The sequence below is a fragment of the Pseudomonas sp. Tul2A7 genome (genome assembly GCF_054790505.1).
Map to the genome: position 1 here is coordinate 6,601,042 of NZ_CP186499.1, position 20,923 is coordinate 6,621,964.

Below are 20,923 nucleotides of genomic sequence, written 5' to 3' on the forward strand. Positions count from 1 at the left end.
CGCGATGGCGGTGTGTCATTCGAATCAATGCTGACTGTCATGACGCAATCGCGAGCAGGCTCACTCCTACAGGGAGACGCGGCCCGTTCACATGTTGATCAAGCCGGTGCCTGGCCTTCGGCGAGGAAGAACCAGGTTTCCAGCACGGTATCCGGGTTCAGCGACACGCTTTCGATGCCCTGTTCCATCAGCCACTTGGCCAGATCCGGGTGGTCGGATGGACCCTGACCGCAGATGCCGATGTACTTGCCGGCCTTGTTGCACGCGGCAATCGCGTTGGCCAAGAGCTTCTTGACCGCCGGATTACGTTCGTCAAACAGGTGCGCAATGATACCGGAATCGCGGTCCAGACCCAGGGTCAGCTGCGTCAGGTCGTTGGAACCGATCGAGAAGCCGTCGAAGAATTCGAGGAATTCTTCAGCAAGGATCGCGTTGGATGGCAGCTCGCACATCATGATCACGCGCAGACCGTTCTCGCCGCGCTTCAAGCCGTTTTCGGCGAGCAGATCGACGACCTGGCTGGCTTCGCCGAGGGTACGGACGAACGGCACCATGATTTCAACGTTGGTCAGGCCCATCTCGTTGCGCACACGTTTCAGCGCGCGGCATTCGAGTTCGAAGCAGTCACGGAACGATTCGCTGATGTAACGCGAAGCGCCACGGAAACCCAGCATCGGGTTTTCTTCTTCCGGCTCGTACAGCTTGCCGCCGATCAGGTTGGCGTATTCGTTGGACTTGAAGTCCGACAGGCGCACGATGACTTTTTTCGGCGTGAACGCGGCAGCCAGAGTGCTGATGCCTTCCACCAGTTTGTCGACGTAGAAATCGACCGGGTCGTTGTAACCGGCAATGCGCTTGTCGACGCTGTCTTTGATTTCCTGTGGCAGACCGTCGTAGTTCAACAGCGCTTTCGGGTGTACGCCGATCATGCGGTTGATGATGAATTCCAGGCGGGCCAGGCCGACACCGGCGTTCGGCAGTTGCGCGAAGTCAAACGCGCGGTCCGGGTTGCCGACGTTCATCATGATCTTGAACGGCAGCTCCGGCATGGCGTCGACGGAGTTCTTCTTGATGTCGAAGCCCAGCTCGCCTTCGAAGATGTAACCGGTGTCGCCTTCAGCGCAGGACACGGTCACGCCCTGACCATCCTTCAGCAGTTGGGTGGCGTTACCGCAACCGACCACTGCCGGGATGCCCAGCTCGCGAGCGATGATCGCCGCGTGGCAGGTACGGCCGCCACGGTTGGTGACGATGGCGCTGGCGCGCTTCATCACCGGTTCCCAGTCCGGGTCGGTCATGTCAGAAACCAGCACGTCGCCCGGCTGGACTTTGTCCATCTCGGAGACGTCCTTGATGATGCGCACTTTACCGGCGCCGATGCGCTGGCCAATCGCACGACCTTCCACCAGCACGGTGCCAGTTTCTTTCAGCAGGTAACGTTCCATGACGTTGGCCTGGGTGCGGCTTTTCACGGTTTCCGGACGCGCCTGCACGATGTACAGCTGGCCGTCGTCACCGTCCTTGGCCCACTCGATGTCCATCGGGCAGCCGTAGTGCTTTTCGATGATCATCGCTTGCTTGGCCAGCTCGCTGACTTCAGCGTCGGACAGGCAGAAACGCGCACGATCAGCCTTGTCGACATCGATGGTCTTGACCGAACGACCGGCCTTGGCCTCGTCGCCGTAGATCATCTTGATGGCTTTGCTGCCCAGGTTACGACGCAGAATCGCCGGACGACCGGCCTCCAGCGTGCCCTTGTGGACATAGAATTCGTCCGGGTTGACCGCGCCTTGTACGACGGTTTCGCCCAGGCCGTAGGCGCCGGTGATGAATACCACGTCACGGAAACCGGATTCGGTATCGAGGGTGAACATCACGCCGGCAGTGCCGGTTTCCGAACGCACCATGCGCTGCACGCCAGCCGACAGAGCGACCAGTTTATGGTCGAAGCCCTGATGCACGCGGTAGGAAATGGCACGGTCGTTGAACAGCGAAGCGAACACCTCTTTGGCGGCGCGGATTACGTTTTCCACACCACGGATGTTCAGGAAGGTTTCCTGCTGACCGGCGAACGAAGCGTCCGGCAAGTCTTCAGCGGTGGCGGAAGAACGCACGGCCACGGCCACGTCAGGGTTGCCGGCCGACAGTGCGGCGAACGCGGTGCGGATCTCGGCATTCAGTTTTTCGGGGAATTCGGCTTCCATGATCCATTGACGGATCTGTGCGCCGGTCTTGGCCAGGGCGTTGACGTCGTCGACGTCGAGCGCGTCGAGGGCCGCGTGGATCTGGTCGTTGAGGCCGCTCAGTTCGAGGAAATCACGATAAGCCTGAGCCGTCGTGGCGAAGCCGCCGGGGACCGAAACACCGGCGCCTGCCAGGTTACTGATCATCTCGCCCAGGGATGCGTTCTTGCCCCCCACATGCTCAACATCGTGTTTGCCGAGCTTATCGAGGGAAACTACGTACTCTACCAAGGTGATCTCTCCACTAACTGTGTTGGAAAAGCTCAGAAACCGGCGGCCCGGGGGAGCCTTGGCCGGTTGTATGGCCTGGACCTGGAAAATAAGTGAGAATGCTGGCCATTGGCGGCCGGCAAATCGCGCCTATCATATCCAGAAATGCTCATTAGCTTAAGGCCCAAGGTGCAAATGAAACGATCTGCTTTCTTCATCTCCGATGGCACCGGCATCACAGCCGAAACCCTGGGTCAAAGCCTTCTGGCGCAGTTCGAAAACATTACCTTCAGCAAATTCACGCGACCGTACATCGACAGCGTTGAAAAAGCGCGGGCCATGGTACAACAAATCAACAAAGCCGCCGAAACCGACGGCTTTCGCCCGATAATCTTCGACACCATCGTCAATCAGGACATCCGTGAGATTCTCGCAACGTCCAATGGTTTCATGATCGACATTTTCTCGACCTTCCTCGCCCCGCTGGAGCAGGAACTGACTGAGCATTCTTCCTACACCGTCGGCAAGTCTCATTCGATCGGGCACAACTCCAATTACATGGAGCGCATCGAGGCGGTGAATTTCGCCCTCGACAACGACGACGGCGCACGCACGCACTATTACGATAAAGCCGATTTGATACTAGTGGGCGTGTCGCGATGCGGCAAAACGCCGACGTGTCTGTACATGGCCATGCAGTTCGGCATTCGCGCGGCCAACTATCCGCTGACCGAAGACGACATGGAACGCCTGACCCTGCCGACGGCCCTGCGCGCTCATCAGCACAAGCTGTTCGGTCTGACCATCGACCCCGACCGCCTCACCGCGATTCGCAACGAGCGCAAGCCCAACAGCCGTTATTCGAGCTACGCCCAGTGCGAATTCGAAGTGCGTGAAGTAGAGAATCTGTTCCGCCGCGAGAACATCCCGCACATCAACTCCACGCATTTTTCGGTGGAAGAGATTTCGGCGAAGATTCTGGTCGAGAAAGGTGTGGAGCGGCGGTTCAAGTAGATTTGTGGTGTCTGGGCTGACGCTTTCGCGAGCAGGCTCGCTCCCACAATGGAATGCGTTTCAAATGTGGGAGCGGGCCTGCTCGCGAAGAACGATTACACGGTGTCTGTTAATGCCTTGGCCAGAGCTTCAAAACCTGCCAGCAACAACCGATCATCCCCCACCGCATTACACACACTCACCCGAACAAACTGCGGCACCGCTGAGTGCCCCACCGCAAACGCCTCAGCGGTGGCCACCAGATAGTTGTTCTCCTTCAACTCCGCCGCAATCTGCGACGCCCGCCACAGCTCAGGCACTTCCACCCAGAAATGCGGGCTGTAAGGGTGAGTCTTGTAATTCAAACCCTGCAGAACAGGCGCCACCAACGCCTTGCGCCGAGCGATCTCGCTGATCTGCTCGTCCAGCAAACGCTCGGCCATACCGCTTTCAATCCACAGACTGGCCACTTCCATCGATAACGGATTGGCCATCCAGGACGTTGCACGAATGGCGGCACTCAAACGCCCGATCAACGCTTGCGGCGCGTGCAGATAACCGACGCGCAATCCGGCGGAAACAGCCTTGCTCAGACTGCCGATCAACACCGAGCGCTCAGGCGCAAAGTAACTCAGCGGCAACGGACGCTGACGGTCCAGCACGGCGTGGGCTTCGTCTTCGATAATCAGCAAATTGTGCCGGCGGCAGATATCGGCAATCGCCTCGCGCCGTGGGATCGACATCACGGCGGCCGTAGGATTCTGGATCGTTGGGGTGCAATACAGCGCCGAAACACGATGCTGACGGCAGATTTCCTCCAGTGCCGACGGCACAAGTCCTTCGTCATCCATCGCCGCGCCAATGAGTTTTATCCCGAGCTGACGTGCGACTCCAATCAATCCGGGGTAGGACAACTGCTCAGTCACCACCGTGTCGCCGGCCTTGAGCAAGCCCATCAGCGCGCACAACAAACCATGCTGACCGCCGTTGACGCACAACACCTGATCGGCGTGCGGCACGAACGCTTCGTGCTGCAACCACACCGCCCCCGCCACACGATGCCGCGCCAACCCGGCTTCAGCGGTATACCCGGTCAACTGCTGTAGCACCCGCGGATCGCTGGCCAGTTCCTGCAGACTCTGGCTCATGAACGCCGCTTCCTGTGCGGGAATCGGCTGATTGCGGCTCATGTCGAAACAGGCTGACTGCTCATCGCTGACATTGCGAAAGCCTTTGTCCTGCGGCCGCTCCATCCCGCGCTGACAGACGTAGGTGCCATCTCCTACGCGAGCAACCACCAATCCGACACGCTCCAGTTCACCGTAGGCACGGCTGATGGTGCCGATGGTCACGCCCAGGCTGTCGGCCAGCAATCGGTGCGGCGGCAACTTGCATCCCGCATCGATCACACCTTCGTCGATGGCCTGTGCGACCGCATCGGCCAAGCGTTTGTACTTCACGCCGACGCCACTGGCGAGGCCGTCGCGGAGGATTGACACCATGGCAATACTTACTTTGACAGTCATTCTCGCCCCGAATAGCGTGCTGAAAACAGGTTCAATCAGAAATAGACCGTTTACGCGATCAGGTCAATTCCACCGCGAGGAGCACGTCACATGTCGACCGCTATCAGCACACCGATGAATATCAGCAAACCCTGGCTCGCCGGATTGATCACCGGCACGCTGTTTCTGATTGTCTGTCTGAGCTGGGGCACGACATGGCTGGGAATCAAGATTGCGGTGGAAACTGTGCCGCCACTGACGGCCGCCGGGCTGCGTTTTCTGATTGCCTTCCCGCTGTTCCTCAGCTTCGCGCTGTTGCGCAAGGAACCGCTGTTGTTTCCCCGGCAACGTCGCTGGTTTTTTGTGTTCGTCACGCTGTCGTATTTCAGCCTGCCTTACTACCTGCTCAACTACGGTGAGATGCACGTATCGTCCGGCCTGACCGCACTGCTGTTCAGTTGCATGCCGGTGTTTATCCTGTTGTTTTCCGCGCTGTTTCTGCGCGAGAGAATCTACCCGTCGCAGATGCTCGGCATCGCTATCGGCTTTGGCAGTCTGTTCATGATTATTCGCAGTCAGGGTCTGCATCTCGATCAGGCGGAATGGCTGGGGGTGCTGGCGATCCTGTGTGCAGCGGTGATGCATGCGCTGTGTTACGTGGTGACGAAAAAACATGGCAGCGCCATCAGCGTGATCACCTACAACACGCTACCGATCGGAATCGCCGGGGTGATGTTATTTATTGTCGGACTGCGCGTTGAGACACCGGTGTTCAGTGACGTCAGCGCCCGCTCGTGGGGCGCCCTGCTGTATCTGGGACTGGTGGCCTCGGTCGGCGGATTCATCGTTTACTTTTTACTGCTTAAACGCTTGAGCCCGATCATTCTGTCGTTCGTGTTTATCATTTTCCCGGTGTTCGCCGTGATCATCGGCGCCTGGTACGAGGGGCAAACCCTGTCCCGGGAGCTGATGATCTATTCGGCGATTTTGTTGAGCGGTTTTGCGATCACCAAATTGCCCATCGAAAAATGGCGCAAATCGTCCGTGTAGGAGCTGCCGCAGGCTGCGATCTTTTGATCCTGTTTTTTACAATCAAAGTCAAAAGATCGCAGTCTGCGGCAGCTCCTACAGGTTTTTCGTCAGATCACAAATAGGTCGACGAAACGGTTCACCGGGGTGGACTCCAGCTGCGCCTGATCCTTGCACAACGTGAAGATTTCGGCGCAGCGCTGACCTGTGAAACGCGTCGCCAGGTTGGCCTTGAACTTGTCCTCCAGCAATGGAATGCCCTCGACACGGCGGCGACGATGACCGATCGGGTATTCCACAACGACGTTTTCGGTGCTGCTGCCGTCCTTGAAAAACACCTGCACGGCATTGGCGATCGAGCGTTTGTCGGCCTCCAGATATTCGCGAGTGAAACGCGGATCTTCGACGATAACCATTTTCTCGCGCAGTACATCGATGACCGGATGCGCCCGGTGGAAATCGTCTTCGTATTGCTCGGCGACCAGATTGCCGAACGCCAGCGGCACGGCGGTCATGTACTGGATGCAGTGGTCGCGGTCGGCGGCATTGGCTAGCGGCCCGATTTTGGAAATGATGCGGATCGCCGATTCGTGAGTGGTGATGACGATCCGGTCGATTTCATGCAGACGATTGCGCACCTGCGGGTGCAAGGTTACCGCCGTTTCACAGGCGGTTTGCGCATGGAATTCGGCGGGGAAGCTGATCTTGAACAGGACGTTTTCCATCACGTAACTGCCGAACGGCCGCGAAAAACTGAAAGCGCGTTTATCATCCGGTTTCAACGCCAGATCGCTATTGGTGTGGCTGAACAGCACGTCATAGAAGCCCCACTGTTTCGCAGTCAGCACGCCGGGAATACCCATTTCGCCGCGCATGGCGATGTCGGCCAGACGCACGCCACGACTCGTCGCATCCCCCGCCGCCCAGGACTTTCTAGAGCCGGCATTCGGCGCATGACGATAGGTACGCAGCGCCTGACCATCGGCGAACGCATGGGAAAGCGCCGACAACAATTGCTCGCGATTGGCGCCCATCAGTTTGGCGGTAACGGCGGTCGAGGCGACTTTCACCAGGATGACGTGATCAAGCCCTACGCGATTGAAGGAGTTTTCCAGGGCAATCACGCCTTGAATCTCGTGGGCGATGATCATTGCTTCGAGCACATCGCGAATCGTCAGCGGTGACTCACCGTTGGCCAGACGTTTTTGCGAGAGGTGATCAGCCACCGCAAGAATTCCGCCGAGGTTGTCAGACGGATGCCCCCACTCGGCGGCGAGCCAGGTGTCGTTGTAGTCGAGCCAGCGGACGATGCAGCCGATGTCCCACGCGGCTTTCACCGGGTCGAGGCGATAGCTGGTGCCGGGGACCCGCGCACCGTAAGGAACCACTGTCCCTTCGACGATCGGGCCCAGATGCTTGGTGCATTCGGGAAAGCGCAACGCCAGCAGACCGCAGCCCAGCGTGTCCATCAGGCAGTTACGGGCGGTGTCGAGGGCTTCGGCGGAGGTGACTTTGAAGGTGAGGACGTAATCGGCGATGTCCTGCAGGACACGATCATAGTCGGGTCGGTTGTTCAGGTCGACGTTGGCGCTCATTGCGGTTCTCCTGTGCGGGAATGATGAGTGGGTGCGGTCTTCCTCAGGGCTTGGCGGGTTTGGTCCGGTTGATTGCAGGTCTGGGGTGCCTGCTCATTTTGTGTTTCTTCAGTGGGAGGCCCCTCACCCTAGCCCTCTCCCGAGGGAGAGGGAACCGATTGGGGGATGCTGTAGAGGTGCACCGACGTGAACGATCTCCACGGAATCCATAATCGATTAGATCGATGAACATCCCCGACACCTCGGTCGGCGCTCAAAATCCATAATCGACTCAATCTCTCAGGTCGATGTACAACCCCAGACACCTCGGTCGGCCCCCTCTCCCTTTGGGAGAGGGCTGGGGTGAGGGTAAAAGCTCTCGGATCAGAAGGAATCTCCGGGAATGCGCACGTAACCTTCCATCAGGACACGCGCGCTACGGCTCATGATGGCTTTCTTCACCACCCACTCGCCGTTTTCCAGACTGGCTTCAGCGCCAACGCGCAACGTCCCGGACGGATGCCCGAAACGCACAGCATTCCGTTCAACGCCACCGGCCGCAAGGTTTACCAACGTGCCGGAAATAGCCGCCGCAGTACCAATCGCCACCGCCGCCGTGCCCATCATCGCGTGGTGCAACTTGCCCATCGACAACGCCCGCACCAGCAAATCGATGTCACCAGCGCCAACCGTTTTGCCACTGGAGGCCACGTAATCCGCAGGCTTGGCAACGAACGCAACTTTCGGCGTGTGCTGCCGCTTGGCCGCTTCATCCAGATTCGATATCAGCCCCATGCGCAACGCGCCATAAGCCCGAATCGTCTCGAACATCTGCAACGCTTTCGGGTCGCTGTTGATCGCACTTTGCAGCTCGGTGCCGGTGTAACCGATGTCTTCGGCATTGACGAAAATCGTTGGGATTCCGGCATTGATCATGGTCGCCTTGAACGTACCAACACCCGGCACTTCCAGCTCATCGATCAGGTTGCCAGTGGGAAACATCGAACCACCGCCGCCCTCTTCTTCCGCCGCCGGATCCATGAATTCAACCTGCACTTCAGCCGCCGGAAAGGTCACGCCGTCGAGTTCGAAATCACCGGTTTCCTGCACTTCACCGTTGGTGATTGGCACGTGGGCAATAATCGTTTTGCCGATGTTGGCCTGCCACACGCGCACCACCGCGACACCGTTGTGCGGAATGCGGCTGGCCTCGACCAGACCGTTGCTGATGGCAAACGAACCGACCGCTGCCGAGAGGTTGCCGCAGTTGCCGCTCCAGTCCACGAACGGCTTGTCGATGGAGACCTGGCCGAAAAGGTAATCGACGTCGTGATCAGCCTTGATGCTTTTCGACAGGATCACGGTTTTGCTGGTGCTCGATGTCGCGCCGCCCATGCCGTCGATTTGTTTGTCGTAGGGGTCAGGACTGCCGATCACGCGCAGCAATAAAGCGTCGCGAACCGGGCCGGGAATCTGCGCCGCTTCGGGCAGGTCCTTGAGGCTGAAAAACACGCCTTTGCTGGTGCCGCCGCGCATGTAGGTGGCGGGGATCTTTATTTGTGGTGCGTGAGCCATGATGCTCCTTACCGAGGGCACGGGACTTAAAATCCCCTGCCCACATGAGTTGATTTAAACGGCAACCGCCGACTCTTCAAGGAAGTCCTGAGCGAAGCGTTGCAACACACCGCCGGCCTCGTAGATCGACACTTCTTCAGCGGTATCCAGACGGCAAGTCACCGGCACGTCAACGCGCTCGCCGTTCTTGCGGTGAATCACCAGCGTCAGATCCGCACGCGGTTTGCGCTCGCCGATCACGTCGTAGGTTTCGCTGCCGTCGATGGCCAGGGTGTGACGGTCGGTGCCTGGCTTGAACTCCAGCGGCAACACGCCCATGCCCACCAGGTTGGTGCGGTGAATGCGCTCGAAACCTTCAGCGGCAATCGCTTCGACACCGGCCAGGCGCACGCCTTTCGCCGCCCAGTCACGGGACGAACCCTGACCGTAATCGGCGCCGGCAATGATGATCAGCGGCTGCTTGCGTTCCATGTAGGTTTCGATGGCTTCCCACATACGCATGACTTTGCCTTCCGGCTCGACACGGGCCAGCGAACCCTGTTTGACCTTGCCGTTTTCCACGACCATTTCATTGAACAGTTTCGGGTTGGCAAACGTTGCACGCTGCGCGGTCAAGTGGTCGCCACGGTGCGTGGCGTACGAGTTGAAGTCCTCTTCCGGCAGGCCCATTTTCGCCAGGTATTCGCCGGCGGCGCTGTCGAGCATGATCGCGTTGGATGGCGACAGGTGATCGGTGGTGATGTTGTCCGGCAGCACCGCCAGCGGGCGCATGCCCTTAAGCGGACGGGCGCCGGCCAGCGCGCCTTCCCAGTACGGCGGACGGCGGATGTAGGTGCTCATCTCGCGCCAGTCGTACAGCGGCGTGACTTTCGGCCCGGTGTCCTCGTGAACGGCAAACATCGGAATGTAGACCTGACGGAACTGCTCAGGCTTGACCGAAGATTTCACCACGGCGTCGATTTCTTCGTCGCTCGGCCAGATGTCTTTCAGGCGAATTTCCTTGCCGTCGACCACGCCCAAGACATCTTTCTCGATATCGAAACGGATGGTCCCGGCGATGGCGTACGCGACCACCAGTGGCGGCGATGCGAGGAACGCTTGCTTGGCGTACGGGTGGATGCGTCCGTCGAAGTTGCGGTTACCGGAAAGCACGGCGGTGGCATACAGATCGCGGTCGATGATCTCTTGCTGGATCACCGGATCAAGGGCACCGGACATGCCGTTGCAGGTGGTGCAGGCGAAGGCGACGACGCCGAAACCGAGCTGTTCCAGTTCCGTGGTTAGTCCCGCTTCGTCGAGGTACAGCGCGACGGTTTTCGAACCCGGTGCCAGCGAGGATTTCACCCACGGCTTGCGGGTCAGGCCGAGTTTGTTGGCGTTGCGCGCCAGCAGGCCGGCAGCAATCACGTTGCGCGGGTTGCTGGTGTTGGTGCAACTGGTGATGGCGGCGATGATCACCGCGCCGTCGGGCATTTGTCCCGGCACGTCATCCCACTGGCCGGAAATGCCTTTGGCTGCCAGATCCGCCACCGCGACGCGGGCGTGCGGGTTGCTCGGGCCGGCCATGTTGCGCACGACCGACGACAGGTCGAAGGTCAGGCCGCGCTCGTATTGCGCGCCTTTCAGGCTGTCGGCCCACAGGCCGGTCAGCTTGGCGTATTGCTCGACCAACTGCACTTGCTGGTCTTCGCGGCCAGTGAGTTTCAGGTAATCGATGGTTTGCTGGTCGATGTAGAACATCGCCGCCGTGGCGCCGTATTCCGGGGCCATGTTGGAGATGGTCGCGCGGTCGCCGAGGGTCAGCGCCGCCGCGCCTTCGCCGAAGAACTCCAGCCATGCGCCGACGACTTTCTGTTTGCGCAGGTATTCGGTCAGCGCCAGCACCATGTCGGTGGCGGTGATGCCCGGTTGCAGCTTGCCGGTCAGTTCAACACCGACGCTTTCCGGCAGACGCATCCACGACGCGCGACCGAGCATCACGCTCTCGGCTTCGAGGCCGCCGACACCGATGGCGATCACGCCCAAGGCATCGACGTGCGGGGTGTGGCTGTCGGTGCCAACGCAAGTGTCGGGGAATGCCACGCCTTCGCGCACCTGGATCACCGGAGACATTTTCTCCAGGTTGATCTGGTGCATGATGCCGTTGCCCGGCGGGATCACATCGACGTTCTTGAAGGCCTTTTTGGTCCAGTTGATGAAGTGGAAACGGTCTTCATTGCGGCGGTCCTCGATGGCGCGGTTCTTCTCGAACGCCTGCTTGTCGAAACCGCCCGCCTCCACCGCCAGCGAGTGGTCGACGATCAATTGCGTCGGCACCACCGGGTTGACTTGCGCCGGGTCACCGCCCTGCAAGGCGATCGCGTCGCGCAGGCCGGCGAGGTCGACCAGTGCGGTCTGACCGAGAATGTCGTGACACACCACGCGCGCCGGGAACCACGGGAAGTCGAGGTCGCGTTTGCGTTCGATCATTTGCTTCAGGGAGTCGGTGAGCGTGGCCGGGTCGCAGCGACGCACGAGGTTTTCCGCCAGCACGCGGGAGGTGTACGGCAGGGTGTCGTAACTGCCGGGCTGAATCGCTTCGACAGCCGCGCGGGCGTCGAAATAATCCAGAGGGCTGCCGGGCAGGGTTTTGCGGAATTCTGTGTTCATCGGGTCAGGACTCGGGTCACGGTGGTTTCAAAGGGTGGGCCTGGCACCAACCTCGAAATTCACACCGCCCCTTGTAGGAGTGAGCCTGCTCGCGATAGCGGTAGATCAGTCGACATCAATGTTGAATGTCAGTCCATCATCGCGAGCAGGCTCACTCCTACAGGGTTTTGCGGTGGCTTTCGGGATCGGGTCAGCCCACCATTTCAGCGACGTTCGATTGGCACGAACTTGCGCTGTTCGACGCCGACGTATTCGGCGCTTGGACGGATGATGCGGTTGTTGGCGCGCTGCTCGAACACATGCGCAGCCCAGCCAGTCAGGCGCGAGCAGACGAAGATCGGTGTGAACAGCTTGGTCGGGATGCCCATGAAGTGGTACGCCGAGGCATGGTAGAAATCGGCGTTAGGGAAGAGTTTTTTCTGCTCCCACATGGTCTTGTCGATGGCTTCGGAAACCGGGAACAGCACCTTGTCGCCGACTTCATCCGCGAGTTTTTTCGACCAGCCCTTGATCACCTCATTGCGCGGATCGCTGTCCTTATAGATCGCGTGGCCGAAGCCCATGATCTTGTCCTTGCGCTCGAGCATGCCGAGGGTGCCTTTGATCGCCTCTTCCGGCGACGAGAAGCGCTCGATCATTTCCATCGCCGCTTCGTTGGCGCCGCCGTGCAACGGGCCGCGCAGCGAACCAATAGCGGCTGTTACGCAGGAATACAGATCGGACAGGGTCGATGCGCAAACCCGTGCGGTGAAGGTCGAGGCGTTGAATTCGTGCTCGGCGTAAAGGATCAGCGAAACGTTCATCACTTTGACGTGCAGTTCGCTTGGCTTCTTGTCGTGCAGCAGGTGCAGGAAGTGGCCGCCGATGGTCGGCTCGTCGCTGACGCAATTGATGCGTTTGCCGTCGTGGCTGAAGCGATACCAGTAGCACATGATCGCCGGGAACGCGGCGAGCAGGCGGTCGGTCTTGTCGCGCTGCTCGGAGAAGTCTTTCTCCGGTTCGAGGTTGCCAAGGAACGAGCAACCGGTGCGCATCACGTCCATCGGGTGGGCGTCGGCGGGGATGCGTTCGAGCACCTCTTTCAGCGCTTGCGGCAGGTCGCGCAGCTTGCTCAGTTTGCCTTGGTATTCGTCGAGTTGCGCTTGAGTCGGCAGCTCGCCGTACAGCAGCAGATACGCGACTTCTTCAAATTGTGCATCGGCTGCCAGTTCGCGCACGTCGTAGCCGCGATAGGTCAGCCCGGCACCGGCCTGGCCCACGGTGGACAGTGCGGTTTGCCCGGCAACCTGGCCACGGAGCCCGGCGCCACTGAGTACTTTTGCTTCGGCCATTGTGTTCTCCAATCTTCTTGAATTTGTATGGGGAAAACTTGTGGGAGCGAGCCTGCTCGCGAAAGCGTCGTGTCAGTCACTTTGATATAGCCTGATCCACCGCTTTCGCGAGCAGGCTCGCTCCCACAGGGGTCTTGTTCAGCCTTTCTTTTGTGCAAACAACGCATCGAGCTTCTGCTCGAAGGTGTGGTAATCGATGCGATCGTAAAGCTCCATGCGAGTCTGCATGGTGTCGATGACATTCTGTTGCGTGCCGTCACGGCGGATCGCCGTGTAGACGTTTTCCGCAGCTTTGTTCATCGCACGGAACGCCGACAGCGGATACAGCACCAGCGACACGTCAGCGCCGGCCAGTTGCTCGGTGGTGTACAGCGGCGTCGCACCGAACTCGGTGATGTTGGCCAGAATCGGCGCTTTCACGCGGTTGGCGAACAGCTTGTACATTTCCAGCTCAGTGATCGCTTCCGGGAAAATCATGTCGGCACCGGCCTCGATGCACGCCGCCGCGCGATCGAGTGCCGATTCCAGACCTTCCACCGCCAGCGCATCGGTACGCGCCATGATCACGAAGCTGTCATCGGTGCGGGCATCGACGGCGGCTTTGATGCGGTCGATCATTTCCTGCTGGCTGACGATCTCTTTATTCGGACGGTGGCCGCAGCGCTTGGCGCCGACCTGATCCTCAATGTGAATCGCCGCCGCGCCGAACTTGATCATCGACTTGACCGTGCGCGCGACGTTGAACGCCGACGAACCAAAACCGGTGTCGACGTCGACCAGCAGCGGCAGATCGCAAACGTCGGTGATGCGGCGCACGTCGGTCAGCACGTCATCCAGACCGGTGATGCCCAGATCCGGCACCCCGAGCGAGCCTGCGGCCACCCCGCCACCGGACAGGTAGATCGCCTTGAAACCGGCGCGCTTGGCCAGCAGCGCGTGGTTGGCGTTGATCGCGCCGACCACTTGCAAGGGGTGCTCGCTGACGACCGCATCGCGGAAACGCTGGCCTGGAGTGCTGTGCTTGGAACTCATGACTCACCTCGTTCAGTGGCTGTCTTATTGTGGGCGCCGTCCTGGTAATGACGGGCGATGTTGCGTTTCGAGGCGCCGATGTGACGGCGCATCAACAATTCCGCGAGTTCGCCGTCACGGTCGGCGATGGCATCGAGAATCCGGTGGTGTTCGGCAAAGGCCTGGCGCGGGCGGTTCGGCGTGGTGGAAAACTGGATGCGGTACATGCGCACCAGTTGATACAGCTCGCCGCAGAGCATCTGCGTCAGCGTACGGTTGCCGCTGCCCTGGATGATCCGGTAGTGAAAGTCGAAATCGCCTTCTTGCTGGTAGTAGCCGACGCCGGCCTGAAACGCCGCGTCGCGCTCGTGGGTTTCCAGCACCCGGCGCAGTTCGTCGATTTCTTCGACGCTCATGCGTTCGGCCGCCAAACGGCAGGCCATGCCTTCGAGGGATTCGCGGATTTCGTAGAGTTCGAGCAATTCGGCATGGCTGAGCGAGACCACCCGTGCACCGACGTGCGGTACACGCACCAGCAGACGCTGGCCTTCGAGCCGATGGATGGCCTCACGCAACGGCCCACGGCTGATGCCGTAAGTGCGCGCCAGCTCCGGCTCGGAGATTTTGCTGCCCGGGGCGATCTCGCCTTTGACGATGGCCGCCTGAATGCGCCGGAAGACGTTTTCCGAAAGTGTCTCGGAATCGTCGCCGCTGATGACCGGGGGATCGAGTTGATCCAGCATGATTGTCGACACCTTTAAATCCAATGCGGCAAAAACTAGCCAATTCGCCCGCATCAGTCAAAGGATAAATAGGTATTGTCGACAATCGTCTAATAACCGTAGGCAATCTTCCATTGGTCGATTAATCCCTGTGGGAGCGAGTCTGCTCGCGAAAGCGTAGTGTCAGTCAGCATCTGCTTGGGATGACGCACCGCCTTCGCGAGCAGGCTCGCTCCCACAGGGAATCCCAAGGGTTATAGACCGGCCCCGGCGCTGGCGCCATAAACCCACCGTGCTAGAATGCCGCCCGCATTTGCTGGCCATTTGTACGGCTTGTCATATAAAGCTGCCAGGCACACGAAGGGCCTTGCGCAAGTTTTGCCAAGGACCTGAACCGAAAACGGAACGCTGCGCACCAGGATTTATGAGACTCAAGCCTTTTCCCACATTCTTTGCCCTGTTTTGCCTGCCCGGCCTCGCCGCCGCGGGGGAAAAAACCGTGTACGGCCTCAACGAATACGCTTCGCTTGACGGCATCAATCTCGAAGTCGCGGCGAAACTCGACACCGGCGCGAAAACCGCCTCGCTGAGTGCCCGCGACATCAAACGCTTCAAACGCAACGGTGAGTCCTGGGTGCGTTTCTACCTGGCCATCGACGCCGCGCATTCGCACCCGATCGAACGGCCGCTGGCGCGGGTCAGCAAGATCAAGCGCCGCGCCGGCGACTACGACCCGGAAGAAGGCAAGAAGTACACCGCCCGTCCGGTGATCGAGCTGGATATCTGCATGGGATCAGCGATGCGCAGCATCGAAGTGAACCTGACCGACCGAAGTGCGTTCCAATATCCGCTTTTGATTGGCTCCGAGGCGCTGAAACGCTTCGACGCGCTGGTCGACCCCAGTCTTAAATACGCTGCCGGCAAACCCGCCTGCACCATCGCCGCTCATACCGCCGAGTAATTTCCATGCGTTCTCTAACCTTCCACCTGAAAATCCTGATCACCATTCTGGTGCTCCTGGGCGTTTCGGTTACGGCCTATCAGATTTTCGTGCTCGGCATCCCGGTGACCGAAGATGCGACCGACGACTTGTGGAACATCGACGCCAAGGTCGAATTCGTCGCCAGCACCAAGGATCCGGTGAAGATCCAGATGTTCGTGCCACCGTTGAGCCGCGATTACGTCAGCCTCAACGAGAGCTTTATCTCCAATAATTACGGCGTGGCCGTGAACCGCGTCGACGGCAACCGCAAGGTCACCTGGTCGGCGCGCCGGGCCAAAGGGAATCAGACGCTTTATTACCGTCTGGTGCTGACCAAGCGTTACACCGCGGAAAAGTCCAAGATCAAAGGCCCGACCTTCCGCGACAGCATGGTCATCGAAGGCCCGGAGAAAATCGCCGCCGAAGCACTGCTCGCGCCGATCCGCCAGCATTCCGCCGACGTCGAAACGTTTATTGGCGAGGCGATCAAACGCGTCAACAACGTCAACGATGACAACGTGAAACTGCTGCTGGCCGGCGATCCGTCGACACCGCACAAAGCCAAAATCGTCGAGCTGCTGCTGTCCATCGCCCACGTGCCGGTGGAAAAAGTCCACACCATCCGCCTCGTCGCCGATCAGCCACAAACGCCTGAACTGTGGCTGCGCAGCTTCAACGGCAACGACTGGCTGTATTTCAACCCGGAAACCGGCGAGCAAGGCCTGCCGACCGACCGCCTGCTGTGGTGGACCGGCGATGAAAACCTGATCACCGTCGACGGCGGCAAAAAAGCCAACGTGACCTTCAGCCTGAACAACAGCGAGATGAACGCGATTCGTCTGGCCAAGCTGACCGACGAGAACACCGACGCCAACTTCCTCGAATACTCGCTGTACGGCCTGCCGCTGCAGACTCAGCAAACGTTCATGATCATGGTGATGATCCCGATTGGCGTGCTGGTGATTCTGATCCTGCGCAACCTGATCGGCCTGCAGACGCTCGGCACGTTCACCCCGGTGTTGATCGCCCTCGCCTTCCGCGAAACGCAGCTGGGCTTCGGCATTCTGCTGTTTACCGTGATCACCGCGCTGGGCCTGTCATTACGTTCGTATCTGGAACACCTGAAGCTGCAAATGCTGCCGCGACTCTCGGTGGTATTGACCTTTGTCGTGGTGTTGATCGCGGCGATCAGCCTGTTCAGTCATAAGCTCGGCCTGGAGCGCGGCTTGTCGGTGGCGCTGTTCCCGATGGTGATTCTGACCATGACCATCGAACGCCTGTCGATCACTTGGGAAGAGCGCGGCGCCAGCCATGCGATGAAAGTCGCGATTGGTACGCTGTTCGCCGCTTCCCTGGCGCACCTGATCATGACCGTGCCTGAGCTGGTTTACTTCGTGTTTACCTTCCCGGCGATCCTGCTGATTCTGGTCGGCTTCATGTTGGCGATGGGTCGTTATCGCGGCTACCGCCTGACTGAACTGGTGCGTTTCAAGGCTTTCCTGAAGAAGGCTGACGCCTGATGTTCGGTTTCTGGAAGACCTGGAAGGCCCTCGAGGCGCGGGGCATCATGGGCATCAATCGACGCAACGCCGACTACGTGCTCAAGTACAACAAGCGCAGCCTGTACCCGATCGTCGATGACAAGATCATCACTAAGGAACGCGCGATCGAGGCCGGCATTCACGTGCCCGAACTGTATGGCGTGATCTCCACCGAGAAGGAAATCGACAAACTCGGCGAGATCATCGGCGGGCGCAGCGACTTTGTGATCAAACCGGCGCAGGGTGCTGGCGGTGACGGCATCATCGTCATCGCCGACCGTTTCGAGGGTCGCTATCGCACGGTGTCGGGCAAAATCCTTGCCCATGAAGAGCTGGAGCATCACATCTCGAGCATCCTCACTGGCCTGTATTCGCTGGGCGGCCACCGTGACCGCGCGCTGATCGAATACCGGGTGACCCCGGATCAGATCTTCAAGAGCATCAGCTACGAAGGCGTACCGGACATCCGCATCATTGTGCTGATGGGTTATCCGGTGATGGCGATGCTACGCCTGCCAACCCGGCAGTCCGGCGGCAAGGCCAACCTGCACCAGGGCGCGATTGGCGTCGGTGTCGATCTGGCCACCGGTTTGACGTTGCGCGGCACCTGGCTGAACAACATCATCACCAAACACCCCGACACCACCAACGCGGTGGACGGCGTGCAACTGCCCTACTGGGACGGTTTCATGAAACTTGCCGCTGGCTGCTATGAGCTGTGCGGGTTGGGCTATATCGGCGTTGATATGGTGCTGGATCAGGAGAAAGGCCCGCTGATTCTGGAGCTGAATGCTCGGCCGGGGCTGAATATTCAGATCGCCAACGATTGTGGGCTGACGTTGCGCACGCACGCGGTTGAAGCGCGGCTGGAAGAGCTGAAGGCGCGTGGGGTGACGGAGACGGTTGAAGAGCGCGTGGCGTTTACTCAGGAAATGTTTGGGCATATTCCTGCTGTCGAGGGCTAAGAGCTGAAAAGCTAAAAGCCCCTCACCCTAGCCCTCTCCCAGAGGGAGAGTGGACTGACCGAGGTGGATATTAGAGCTACGCCGACTTGAAAGTCTTGAGTCGAACTCAGGCCTTGAAAAGCATGACGATCGGCGCCCTTTCCCCAAGATATCGAGCCGAAACCTGGCCTTGAAAAGCATGCAGATCGGCTCCATCCCCAAGATATCGAGCCGAACCCAAGTTTTGAAAAGCCCCCGATCTGCTCCCTTTCCCCCTCGCCCCCTTGGGGGAGAGGGCTGGGGTGAGGGGGTAGGCTTTTGATTTTGATCTGACAGCCGAGAGAGGACTACAATCCCCTCCCCGCCTCAACGGCCGATCTGCCCCGCCCATGTTGACCTGCTCCGTACACCCGCTGCCCTACCGCGCCAATCCCGCCGACTACTTCGCGGCCATCCGCAACGCCCCCGGCGCCGTGCTGCTCGACAGCGGCCGGCCGAGTGCCGACCGTGGCCGATATGACCTGCTCAGCGCCTGGCCGCTGGAACAACTGGCGGTGTTGCCGGATGAGAGCGGCAGTTTTTTCCTGCAACGTCTGCGCGATAATCTCAGTCGCTTGGGCGAGGCTGAATTGCCAATGGGTTTCGAGCTGCCATTCGCTGGCGGCTTGATCGGCTATCTGAGCTACGACTTCGGCCGACATCTCGAAAACCTGCCGAGTCAGGCGCGCGATGATCTGCAATTGCCGGATGCGCGTTTTGGCCTGTACGCCTGGGCACTGATCAGCGATCACCAGATGGCCACCAGCCAATTGGTCTTCCACCCGTCCGTGATCGACGGCGAGAAACAACGCCTGATTGCGTTATTCACTCAGCCACATGCTGATGCGCTGACCCCGTTCAAACTGAACGCCCCGATGACCGCCGACCTCTCGGCCGACGATTACCGCCAAGCCTTCGAACGCATTCAGCATTACATCCAGGCCGGCGACTGCTATCAGGTCAACTTCGCCCAACGCTTCCGCGCTTCGTGCCAGGGCGACCCATGGCTGGCTTACTGCAAATTGCGCGAAGCCTGCCCGACACCGTTCTCCGGTTTCCAGAGCCTGCCCGACGGCGGCGCAGTGCTGAGCCTGTCGCCGGAGCGCTTCGTCAAAGTCAGCCAGCGTCAGGTGGAAACCCGCCCGATCAAAGGCACCCGCCCGCGTGGTCTGACACCCGCCGAAGATGCCGCCAACGCCGCCGAACTGCTGGCCAGCCCCAAGGATCGCGCAGAAAACCTGATGATCGTCGACCTGCTGCGCAACGACCTCGGGCGCACTTGCCGCATCGGTTCGGTGCGGGTGCCGGAGCTGTTCAGCCTGGAAAGCTATCCGAACGTGCATCACCTGGTCAGCAGCGTCACCGGTGAACTGGCCAAGGATCAAGATGCACTGAATCTGATCGCCGGTAGTTTCCCCGGCGGCTCGATCACCGGCGCGCCGAAGATTCGCGCGATGCAGATCATTGATGAGCTGGAACCGACCCGGCGCGGCCTTTATTGCGGCTCGTTGCTGTATCTGGACGTGCGTGGCGAGATGGACAGCTCCATCGCGATTCGCAGTCTGTTGGTCAAGGATGGGCAGGTGTGCTGCTGGGGCGGTGGCGGGATTGTCGCGGATTCGGACTGGCAGGCGGAGTATCAGGAGTCGATTACCAAAGTCAGAATCCTCCTCGAAACCCTGCAGAACCTCTGAGTAATGATCGTTCCCACGCTCCGCGTGGGAATGCAGCCCGGGACGCTCCGCGTCCCAAGCGGACGCGGAGCGTCCATTGAGGCATTCCCACGCAGAGCATGGGAACGATCGTCAGGTGGTTGGGTTTACAGGCTGAGGTCGCGGTTTGAGGCCTTCAAGAACTCCTGCTTCAACTCGGCAAAGGTGTGCACCGCGGGAAACTGCGGAAACTCGCGAATCACATTCTCCGGTGCATGGAACAGAATCCCCGCATCCGCCTCGCCCAGCATCGTCGTGTCGTTATACGAATCCCCCGCCGCAATCACCCGGTAATACAGGCTCTTGAATGCCAGCACCGACTGGCGCTTGGGATCTTTCTGACGTAACTGATAGCTGGTCACCCGCCCGGTTTCGTCAGTGATCAGCCGATGACAAAGCAAGGTCGGGAAGCCCAACTGGCGCATCAGCGGCTGGGAGAATTCATAGAACGTATCCGACAGAATCACCACCTGAAAGCGTTCGCGCAACCAGTTGACGAACTCCACCGCGCCATCCAGCGGCTTCAACGTGGCGATCACTTCCTGAATGTCCGACAGCTTCAAACCGTGCTCATCGAGGATGCGCAGACGTTGTTTCATCAGCACGTCGTAATCGGGAATGTCCCGGGTGGTGGCCTTGAGGGATTCGATTCCGGTTTTTTCGGCGAAGGCGATCCAGATTTCCGGCACCAGTACCCCTTCAAGATCCAGGCAAGCAATTTCCACAAGACACTCCCGTTTGTATTGATTATTTGAGTCGAGCGAGGCCGAACTCTAGCGACTCAAAAGCAGGCGCGCAACGCACAGCGCGCCCCGAGCCTCGCAGCTTTTTGTTACCATCGGCCCCATATAGAGCGCCCAGCG

General features: G+C 59.6%; 15 protein-coding genes. 6 read left to right on the top strand and 9 right to left on the bottom strand.

The features are described from left to right. Positions 1–98: 98 nt before the first annotated feature. Positions 99–2,474, bottom strand: a complete 2,376-nt coding sequence (gene ppsA / locus ACOYXJ_RS29305) for a phosphoenolpyruvate synthase (RefSeq protein WP_110719766.1) — start codon at positions 2,472–2,474, stop codon at positions 99–101. Positions 2,475–2,648: 174 nt separating this feature from the next. Here ppsA and ppsR point away from each other — a divergent pair, with 174 nt between their 5' ends. Next, positions 2,649–3,467 (top strand): posphoenolpyruvate synthetase regulatory kinase/phosphorylase PpsR, encoded by an 819-nt coding sequence (gene ppsR, locus ACOYXJ_RS29310; protein ID WP_016773826.1) that lies wholly within the window; start codon positions 2,649–2,651, stop codon positions 3,465–3,467. A gap of 95 nt (positions 3,468–3,562) precedes the next feature. On the opposite strand, the gene ACOYXJ_RS29315 is transcribed toward ppsR, so the two are convergent. Continuing rightward, positions 3,563–4,972, bottom strand: coding sequence for an aminotransferase-like domain-containing protein (locus ACOYXJ_RS29315; RefSeq protein ID WP_460367225.1), 1,410 nt, complete (start codon positions 4,970–4,972; stop codon positions 3,563–3,565). A gap of 114 nt (positions 4,973–5,086) precedes the next feature. Between ACOYXJ_RS29315 and ACOYXJ_RS29320 the strand changes: the two genes are divergently transcribed. Beyond that, complete coding sequence (locus tag ACOYXJ_RS29320; RefSeq protein WP_460373069.1) at positions 5,087–6,001, top strand: DMT family transporter; 915 nt, start codon at positions 5,087–5,089, stop codon at positions 5,999–6,001. A gap of 89 nt (positions 6,002–6,090) precedes the next feature. Here ACOYXJ_RS29320 and prpD read toward each other — a convergent pair whose 3' ends face one another. The 6 genes from prpD to ACOYXJ_RS29350 form a co-directional block, all read right to left on the bottom strand. Next, positions 6,091–7,575 carry a 2-methylcitrate dehydratase gene (gene prpD, locus ACOYXJ_RS29325; protein WP_460367227.1) on the bottom strand — a complete coding sequence of 495 codons (1,485 nt, stop codon included), beginning with the start codon at positions 7,573–7,575 and terminating at the stop codon, positions 6,091–6,093. 363 nt (positions 7,576–7,938) lie between these two features. Then, positions 7,939–9,129, bottom strand: a complete 1,191-nt coding sequence (prpF, locus tag ACOYXJ_RS29330) for a 2-methylaconitate cis-trans isomerase PrpF (RefSeq protein ID WP_460367229.1) — start codon at positions 9,127–9,129, stop codon at positions 7,939–7,941. A gap of 54 nt (positions 9,130–9,183) precedes the next feature. After that, complete coding sequence (gene acnD, locus ACOYXJ_RS29335; RefSeq protein WP_460367231.1) at positions 9,184–11,778, bottom strand: Fe/S-dependent 2-methylisocitrate dehydratase AcnD; 2,595 nt, start codon at positions 11,776–11,778, stop codon at positions 9,184–9,186. Positions 11,779–11,981: 203 nt separating this feature from the next. Then, positions 11,982–13,109, bottom strand: a complete 1,128-nt coding sequence (gene prpC, locus ACOYXJ_RS29340; protein ID WP_116032226.1) for a bifunctional 2-methylcitrate synthase/citrate synthase — start codon at positions 13,107–13,109, stop codon at positions 11,982–11,984. A 138-nt stretch (positions 13,110–13,247) separates the two neighbouring features. After that, positions 13,248–14,141 (bottom strand): methylisocitrate lyase, encoded by an 894-nt coding sequence (gene prpB / locus ACOYXJ_RS29345; protein ID WP_460367234.1) that lies wholly within the window; start codon positions 14,139–14,141, stop codon positions 13,248–13,250. Then, positions 14,138–14,860: a GntR family transcriptional regulator gene (locus ACOYXJ_RS29350; protein ID WP_172828118.1), complete on the bottom strand. Its 723-nt coding sequence runs from the start codon at positions 14,858–14,860 to the stop codon at positions 14,138–14,140. Before ACOYXJ_RS29350 ends, prpB begins: the two co-directional genes overlap by 4 nt. A gap of 406 nt (positions 14,861–15,266) precedes the next feature. On the opposite strand from ACOYXJ_RS29350, the gene rloA reads away from it, so the two are divergent. From rloA to pabB, 4 genes are all read left to right on the top strand, one after another. Next, positions 15,267–15,803, top strand: coding sequence for a retropepsin-like aspartic peptidase RloA (rloA, locus tag ACOYXJ_RS29355; protein WP_016983749.1), 537 nt, complete (start codon positions 15,267–15,269; stop codon positions 15,801–15,803). Between the two features lie 5 nt (positions 15,804–15,808). Further along, positions 15,809–17,344, top strand: a complete 1,536-nt coding sequence (gene rloB / locus ACOYXJ_RS29360; protein WP_007916437.1) for an osmotic stress tolerance membrane protein RloB — start codon at positions 15,809–15,811, stop codon at positions 17,342–17,344. Next, entirely contained in the window at positions 17,344–18,330 is a 987-nt protein-coding gene (locus ACOYXJ_RS29365; RefSeq protein ID WP_016983747.1) for an alpha-L-glutamate ligase-like protein, read from the top strand. The genes rloB and ACOYXJ_RS29365 overlap by 1 nt, the downstream gene beginning before the upstream one ends. A gap of 368 nt (positions 18,331–18,698) precedes the next feature. Beyond that, a complete protein-coding gene (gene pabB / locus ACOYXJ_RS29370) occupies positions 18,699–20,042 on the top strand; it encodes an aminodeoxychorismate synthase component I (protein WP_460367237.1) in 1,344 nt (447 codons plus the stop codon). 125 nt (positions 20,043–20,167) lie between these two features. On the opposite strand, the gene thrH is transcribed toward pabB, so the two are convergent. Then, complete coding sequence (gene thrH, locus ACOYXJ_RS29375) at positions 20,168–20,785, bottom strand: bifunctional phosphoserine phosphatase/homoserine phosphotransferase ThrH (RefSeq protein WP_007916444.1); 618 nt, start codon at positions 20,783–20,785, stop codon at positions 20,168–20,170. Positions 20,786–20,923: the final 138 nt, after the last annotated feature.

Coding starts and splice junctions, on each gene's coding strand:
- ACOYXJ_RS29315 (WP_460367225.1), bottom strand. CDS start 4,972: ATGACTGTCAAAGTAAGTATTGCCATGGTGTCAATCCTCCGCGACGGC.
- prpF (WP_460367229.1), bottom strand. CDS start 9,129: ATGGCTCACGCACCACAAATAAAGATCCCCGCCACCTACATGCGCGGC.
- acnD (WP_460367231.1), bottom strand. CDS start 11,778: ATGAACACAGAATTCCGCAAAACCCTGCCCGGCAGCCCTCTGGATTAT.
- prpD (WP_460367227.1), bottom strand. CDS start 7,575: ATGAGCGCCAACGTCGACCTGAACAACCGACCCGACTATGATCGTGTC.
- ACOYXJ_RS29320 (WP_460373069.1), top strand. CDS start 5,087: ATGAATATCAGCAAACCCTGGCTCGCCGGATTGATCACCGGCACGCTG.
- prpB (WP_460367234.1), bottom strand. CDS start 14,141: ATGAGTTCCAAGCACAGCACTCCAGGCCAGCGTTTCCGCGATGCGGTC.
- rloA (WP_016983749.1), top strand. CDS start 15,267: ATGAGACTCAAGCCTTTTCCCACATTCTTTGCCCTGTTTTGCCTGCCC.
- ACOYXJ_RS29365 (WP_016983747.1), top strand. CDS start 17,344: ATGTTCGGTTTCTGGAAGACCTGGAAGGCCCTCGAGGCGCGGGGCATC.
- pabB (WP_460367237.1), top strand. CDS start 18,699: ATGTTGACCTGCTCCGTACACCCGCTGCCCTACCGCGCCAATCCCGCC.
- prpC (WP_116032226.1), bottom strand. CDS start 13,109: ATGGCCGAAGCAAAAGTACTCAGTGGCGCCGGGCTCCGTGGCCAGGTT.
- ppsR (WP_016773826.1), top strand. CDS start 2,649: ATGAAACGATCTGCTTTCTTCATCTCCGATGGCACCGGCATCACAGCC.
- rloB (WP_007916437.1), top strand. CDS start 15,809: ATGCGTTCTCTAACCTTCCACCTGAAAATCCTGATCACCATTCTGGTG.